At 42.9% G+C, this 6,000-nt stretch carries 6 protein-coding genes; 5 read left to right on the forward strand and 1 reads right to left on the reverse strand.

What is annotated here, in order from left to right; all coding sequences use genetic code 11:
• The first annotated feature begins 132 nt into the window (after positions 1-132).
• Complete coding sequence (locus WMO28_RS03450; protein WP_349056064.1) at positions 133-399, forward strand: RpnC/YadD family protein; 267 nt, start codon at positions 133-135, stop codon at positions 397-399.
• 18 nt (positions 400-417) lie between these two features.
• Here the strand turns inward: WMO28_RS03450 and WMO28_RS03455 are convergent, their stop codons facing one another.
• A complete protein-coding gene (locus WMO28_RS03455; protein ID WP_178641947.1) occupies positions 418-1,062 on the reverse strand; it encodes a hypothetical protein in 645 nt (214 codons plus the stop codon).
• A gap of 347 nt (positions 1,063-1,409) precedes the next feature.
• Between WMO28_RS03455 and WMO28_RS03460 the strand changes: the two genes are divergently transcribed.
• The 4 genes from WMO28_RS03460 to WMO28_RS03475 all read left to right on the forward strand — a co-directional run bounded on the left by WMO28_RS03460 (position 1,410) and on the right by WMO28_RS03475 (position 5,966).
• A complete protein-coding gene (locus WMO28_RS03460) occupies positions 1,410-2,438 on the forward strand; it encodes an AraC family transcriptional regulator (RefSeq protein WP_349056066.1) in 1,029 nt (342 codons plus the stop codon).
• A 173-nt stretch (positions 2,439-2,611) separates the two neighbouring features.
• Positions 2,612-2,791 (forward strand): hypothetical protein, encoded by a 180-nt coding sequence (locus WMO28_RS03465; protein ID WP_178644529.1) that lies wholly within the window; start codon positions 2,612-2,614, stop codon positions 2,789-2,791.
• Positions 2,792-3,084: 293 nt separating this feature from the next.
• Positions 3,085-4,389 (forward strand): phosphomethylpyrimidine synthase ThiC, encoded by a 1,305-nt coding sequence (gene thiC / locus WMO28_RS03470; protein WP_178644531.1) that lies wholly within the window; start codon positions 3,085-3,087, stop codon positions 4,387-4,389.
• Positions 4,390-4,646: 257 nt separating this feature from the next.
• The gene (locus WMO28_RS03475; RefSeq protein ID WP_173758977.1) at positions 4,647-5,966 is read left to right on the forward strand and encodes an ABC transporter substrate-binding protein; all 1,320 of its coding nucleotides are present in this window, start codon (positions 4,647-4,649) and stop codon (positions 5,964-5,966) included.
• Positions 5,967-6,000: the final 34 nt, after the last annotated feature.

Raw genomic sequence — 6,000 nt, forward strand, 5'->3', positions numbered from 1 at the left:
ATCTATTTTTTCTAAAATCATTTCAGAAATTCATGCTTTTAAATTCCAATTAATAATGAAGGCAGGGGTTCGAAGTGAAAATAAAAACAGTACGGTTTGTTCTGAGACTCCTGCAAAACAGGAGGTATGATTATGGCAAAAAGAAAGAACCTAGCTCTTCGAAAAAACAAGTCTGAGGTGATCGCAATGAGTATATTCGAGTATGACAAGGAAGAGGAAGAACGGAAGCTGCGGAAAGCGGAATACGAAGCTGGAAGAGAAGAAGGAATAAAAGAAGGAACAAGAGGCATTGTCAGAAACATGCTTCAGGCAGGAGAGCCGATGGAGAAAATAGCCAGATATACAGGATGTACGGTTCAGGAGTTGGAAAGATTTGCAGCGGAACTGCATAGGAAGTAAATTGGAAGCCAGATATTATTATCTGCCGCACTTGTATGTGCAAAAAACAGACGTGCATGCTTCTGCCGTAGTGATTTGCAGTGCCCTGAGAATTTTTTCATAAAGCATCTGATAAAACCATACGTCTTCTTCAATGTTCAGAATTACGGCGATATCGGTCAGCCTTCTGACACAGAAAGCATAATACAGAGTTCCTTCGCAGCCATGAAAATTTAGGAATTCTGTGAGCTCAGGCGGAAGTTCTCTGCGAAAATCCGGATGAGAAAGGATTTTTTGGATCAGATTGTGGCAGAAATATGGATCTGTATTCCAGAAATAAGTATCCATTTCCGAATCAAAAGAATGTTGCCAACCAGAACCGGAATAAGGTGATATCTCGGCGCGCTCTCGAAGAAACTGTACCCAGCGGCTCATGAGCAGATAGTTTTTCCGGAGGACGGATGTATCATTGGTAAGCTGATAGAGGCGGTATGCACCACGAAGTGCAAAATCGCTCCATACAGCGGCCTCGGAGAAGCCATGAATTCCCTTGTGAAAATCCCTGTAGATATTCAGGGCGGGAACTGGTTCGGATGAACAGCAACTGGAACTTAAGCGAACCTGAAGTTTCTGAAGCTCCCGATTGATCTCAGAAGCAGAAAGTTTATTTGAAAACAGATTCATAATGACTCCTCCTTTCCTGTAAATAGCAGTCGGACGAAAAAGTATGAGTAGTATGAGGACGTCCATGCAGCTGATGAGAAGATTATAAAAAACGGGAGAGATAAAATCTATGATTATATATAGCCTGTTAAATTGATTTAAATTAATCTGGCTAAATCTGAACTATTGAGTAATTTGCATTAGGTTATGAGTGAGTACGAACATTCAATGAAGGATGTTGCGAAAAAGTATTTGGAATGCTATGATTTCAGAAAAAGAAGTTGGGGCGTTTATTGCCTGTCAGAGAATTGAAAGGCAGAGAGCATGTCACGAATTTCTATAATATATGCTCAGAAAGAGGAAACACTATGACATACGAAGAACTGATCCATGATCTGCAGAAGCTGAGTTGGGAAGAAGAAATTTATCGGGAATATTATTACATGGAGAAAACACCCGAAAATATCGAAAAATTTCTGGAAAAATATAAAGATTATGAAAAGGAAGCCGGATGGTGCGTATATGAAGAAACGCTGAACAGACATATGTATGAAAATCAGTTTATTCCTTCGTGCAGCAATGTAAGTCTGAATAAACCTCCGAGATATTTTCCGGCCTTTTATCATAAACATGATTTTTTTGAAATCGTTTATGTTTTGTCGGGAAATTACAAAAACAGTTTCGTGGATTCAGAGGAGGAACTGAAACCGGGAGATCTGTGCCTGATCGCGCCAAACACCGTACATAGTGTCCATACAGTAAACGATGACAGCATTATTTTTAACATTCTGATCCGTCGCAGCACTTTCATGGATATTTTTTATAATACAGTTCGTGATAAATCTCAGATTTCAAGCTTCTTTGTGGGAAACCTTTATTCCCGGGAAAAAATACGTTATCTTCTTTTTCATACAGAAGGCGATGAGATTATCCGTAATTATATTCTGGATATGTATAAAGAACAGAAACACTGTGATGAATACACAGACAGGATCATCTGCAGTATTCTCACACTGTTTTTTGTGGAGCTGACAAGACGACATGGAAAAAATATAAGCATACCAGATATGAAAAGAGAAAAAACAGAGGAAGAATCCAGGATGCTTTCCTATATGATCGCAAACAGCAGCACAGTGACTTTAAGTGAGCTGGCCGAAGAGTTTCATTTTTCTGTGCCATACTGCTCCAAGCTGATAAAAAATATCTCCGGAAAAACTTTTTCCAATCTTCTTACAGAGATCCGGCTGCAGCAGGGAGAACAGCTTCTACTGTACAGTCAGATGAGTGTGGAGGATATCAGTGACAGGGTGGGCTACAAAAATCCCGAAAGCTTTATCCGCGCATTCCGCCGTTTTTACCAGGATACGCCCAGCCAGTATCGAAGAAAGAATAAATAAAATCAATTTAATTGATTATTTAGAACAATGGTTCTCTCCGTATCATCCTGCTATGATGTAGACAAATAAAAAAATCAGTGCTGATAAAAAAATATGATCTACAGATAATATTCCGCGGAAAGCAGTAATGCTGTATATAAGGCGGGCAGGAATGAATAAAGGAGGAAACCAGAATGATGAAATATAATGATGCTTATTCCATGATGGGAGCTATGATCAACCAGGCGTTTGCAGATCAACATGAAAAAAAGGCACAAGCCAGGGAAAACGCAGTTTTCCAGTCGCATATTGTCGAAAGAAAAAGTCATAAAATGCAGAAATCCGGTTTACAAATTTTGAAGCTTATACTATAATAATCACATGAACGGAAGCCCCGTTCCTTACATATGAAAACAGGGGGGCCCGCTGAAGCGAGCTGAGAGTAGACTGTAAATGTCTTGACCCATAACCTGATTTGGATAATGCCAACGTAGGGACATATGCACGAAGGATTCTTAGAAATACGGAAGATCAGAGAGTACAGAAGATAATATCAAGGTACAGAAGATTTTTTAAGTACGAAAGATAAGGAACCCGGTAGTTGTAATGCGTATGTGTTGCAGCCACCGGGTTTTTTGTTGCTTACATGAAAGGAGAAATTTTTTACATGAGAAATTATAGTACACAGATGGAGGCTGCCCGCAAGGGAATCATCACACCTGAGCTTGAGATCGTAGCGAAGAAGGAGAGAATGACAACAGAGGAGATTCTTCCGCTGGTTGCATCCGGCAAGGTAGTTATCTGTGCCAACAAGAACCATAAATGTATCGATCCGGAGGGAGTAGGTTCCATGCTCCGTACCAAGATCAACGTAAACCTTGGTGTTTCCAGAGACTGCAAGGACTATGATGTTGAGATGCAGAAGGTTATGGAGGCTGTAAACATGGGAGCACATGCGATCATGGACCTTTCCTCCCATGGAAATACGATTCCATTCCGTCGCAAGCTGACAAGTGAGTGTCCGGCTATGATCGGAACTGTTCCGGTTTATGACTCTGTTATCCATTATCAGAGAGACCTAGATACACTGACAGCTAAGGATTTTATCGATGTTGTAAGACTTCACGCACAGGATGGAGTTGACTTCGTAACCCTGCACTGTGGAATCACCAGAAAGACCATCGACCAGATCCGCAACCACAAGAGAAAAATGAACATTGTTTCCAGAGGAGGTTCCCTTGTATTTGCATGGATGTGCATGACAGGTGAGGAGAACCCATTCTATGAATATTATGATGAGATCCTGGATATCTGCCGTGAGTATGATGTGACTATCTCCCTTGGAGATGCCTGCCGCCCGGGCTGTCTGGCAGATGCTACAGACGTATGTCAGATCGAGGAGCTTGTACGCCTTGGCGAGCTGACCAAGCGTGCATGGGAGAAGGATGTACAGGTTATGGTCGAGGGACCGGGCCATGTGCCGCTTGACCAGGTTGAGGCGAACATGAAAGTGCAGCAGTCTATCTGTCAGGGTGCACCGTTCTATGTATTAGGACCTCTTGTAACTGATATCGCACCGGGATATGATCACATTACATCTGCAATCGGCGGAGCAGTGGCTGCCATGTCCGGAGCTGCTTTCCTCTGCTATGTAACACCGGCTGAGCACCTGGCACTTCCAAATCTTGAGGATGTAAAACAGGGAATTATGGCATCCAAGATCGCAGCTCATGCAGCAGATATCGCCAAAGGTGTGCGCGGTGCACGTGAGATCGACGACAAGATGGCTGATGCCAGAAGAAAGCTTGACTGGGAGGCACAGTGGGAGTGTGCAATGGATCCGGAAACAGCGAAACGTATGTGGAATGAGCGCAAGCCGGAGTATGATGACACCTGCTCCATGTGTGGTAAATTCTGTGCAGTACGAAGCATGAACAAGGCACTTGCAGGAGAGCATATCGACATCCTGTAAGAGAATTAAACTGCCATACATATTAATATGGAAGAAACTGGCATACAAGGGCCGTACCTGTCTGTGGTAAAATATCACAACAGGGCGGCTCTTTTTGCATGGAGAAAATAAAATATTATATGCAAAATATTGTCTATATGACGAAAAAGTACATGTTCTATATACAAAGTGCTCAATAATCCATGTATTTTTTGTGTCCAAATTGTTAAAATATGTTCATCAAGTATGAGGAACGTCAAAATAAAGGAGGACGAAACATGAAAAGAAAGATGCTCAGTGTTCTGCTCTGTGCAGCAATGATGGGAACAACACTCGCAGGCGCAACAAGCGTGCTTGCAGCTGACGACAAAGATTCAGACAGCAAATGGGAGTACAAGGAGGCTACTCTTACATTTCTGATCGATCCGGATACAGCGTCATCCGGATATCAGGCAGTATTTGATCTCTGCGAGAAAGAGACAGGTATCCACATTGAGACAGAGCTTCGTGCATCAGGCGGTGACGGAGACAACCAGGTAAAAACAAGACTTGCTTCCGGCGAGATGACAGATCTTTGCGGATACAACTCAGGAGCTAAGCTTAACGAGCTTGATCCGGAGAGCAACTTCATCGATATTTCCGGTGAGGAGTGGGCAAGCCGTCTTGACGATACATTCGCATCTGCAGTAAGCGCTGGTTCTGATTCCGCAGTATACGGTATTCCGCTTACAGCTACAAACCTTGGATGTATCCTTTACAACAAAGACCTTTATGAGAAATATGATCTTGAGGTTCCAGATACATGGGAAGATTTCCTCAAAAACTGTGATACACTGAAAGATGCTGGTGAGACAGCAGTTATCGGATCTCTTGGAGATTCCTGGACAATCCAGGTTCCATACCTTGGAGACCACTACAACGTACTTGCAGCAGAGCCGGATTTCTCAGAGAAATTTGAAGCTGGTGAAGCTAAATATGCTACAACAGAGGCTGGTCTTAAGAGCTTCCAGAAACTCGCTGACCTTCAGCCATACTTTAACGAGGATTACACAGCAACTACATACGCAGATGCCTGCGATAAGCTTGTAAACGGCGAGGGTGCTCACTGGTTCATCCTTTCCCAGGCACTTTCCAGCATCTATGAGCTCTACGGAGACGATGTAAACAAAATCGGTGTTATGGGTGTTCCGGGAGATGACGCTGACAACCATGGCCTTACAGTTTGGGAGCCAACAGCTATTTACGGAAACGCTAACAGCGACAAAAAAGATGATATCTTAAGATTTATGGAGTTCTATACATCTGATGAGGCACTTGACGCTTTCACAGAAGCACAGAAACCAGACGGCCCATATTGTATCAAAGGATATGAGCTTCCGGATGACGCATATGACGGAGTTAAAGAGGCTCAGGAGAAATACTTTGACACAGGAAAAACAAATGTTGCAATGGAGTTCCAGACATCTGTAAAAGGAACAAACTGCGAGTATATCTGCTCTGAGGTTGCAACAGGACAGTCTACAGCAGAGGAAGCTGCAAAGGCTTACGATGAGGACTGCAAGAAACAGGCAACACAGCTTGGACTTGACTGGAAATAAGTAAATGTATGTCGGCCGCCTGTGTTTCAGGCGG

The organism is Blautia aquisgranensis (assembly GCF_040096615.1).
GTDB lineage: Bacteria > Bacillota > Clostridia > Lachnospirales > Lachnospiraceae > Blautia_A > Blautia_A aquisgranensis.

Bases quoted from the DNA above. Each gene is read 5' to 3' on its own strand.
- WMO28_RS03450 (WP_349056064.1), top strand. From the start codon at position 133: ATGGCAAAAAGAAAGAACCTAGCTCTTCGAAAAAACAAGTCTGAGGTG.
- WMO28_RS03455 (WP_178641947.1), bottom strand. From the start codon at position 1,062: ATGAATCTGTTTTCAAATAAACTTTCTGCTTCTGAGATCAATCGGGAG.
- WMO28_RS03460 (WP_349056066.1), top strand. From the start codon at position 1,410: ATGACATACGAAGAACTGATCCATGATCTGCAGAAGCTGAGTTGGGAA.
- WMO28_RS03465 (WP_178644529.1), top strand. From the start codon at position 2,612: ATGATGAAATATAATGATGCTTATTCCATGATGGGAGCTATGATCAAC.
- thiC (WP_178644531.1), top strand. From the start codon at position 3,085: ATGAGAAATTATAGTACACAGATGGAGGCTGCCCGCAAGGGAATCATC.
- WMO28_RS03475 (WP_173758977.1), top strand. From the start codon at position 4,647: ATGAAAAGAAAGATGCTCAGTGTTCTGCTCTGTGCAGCAATGATGGGA.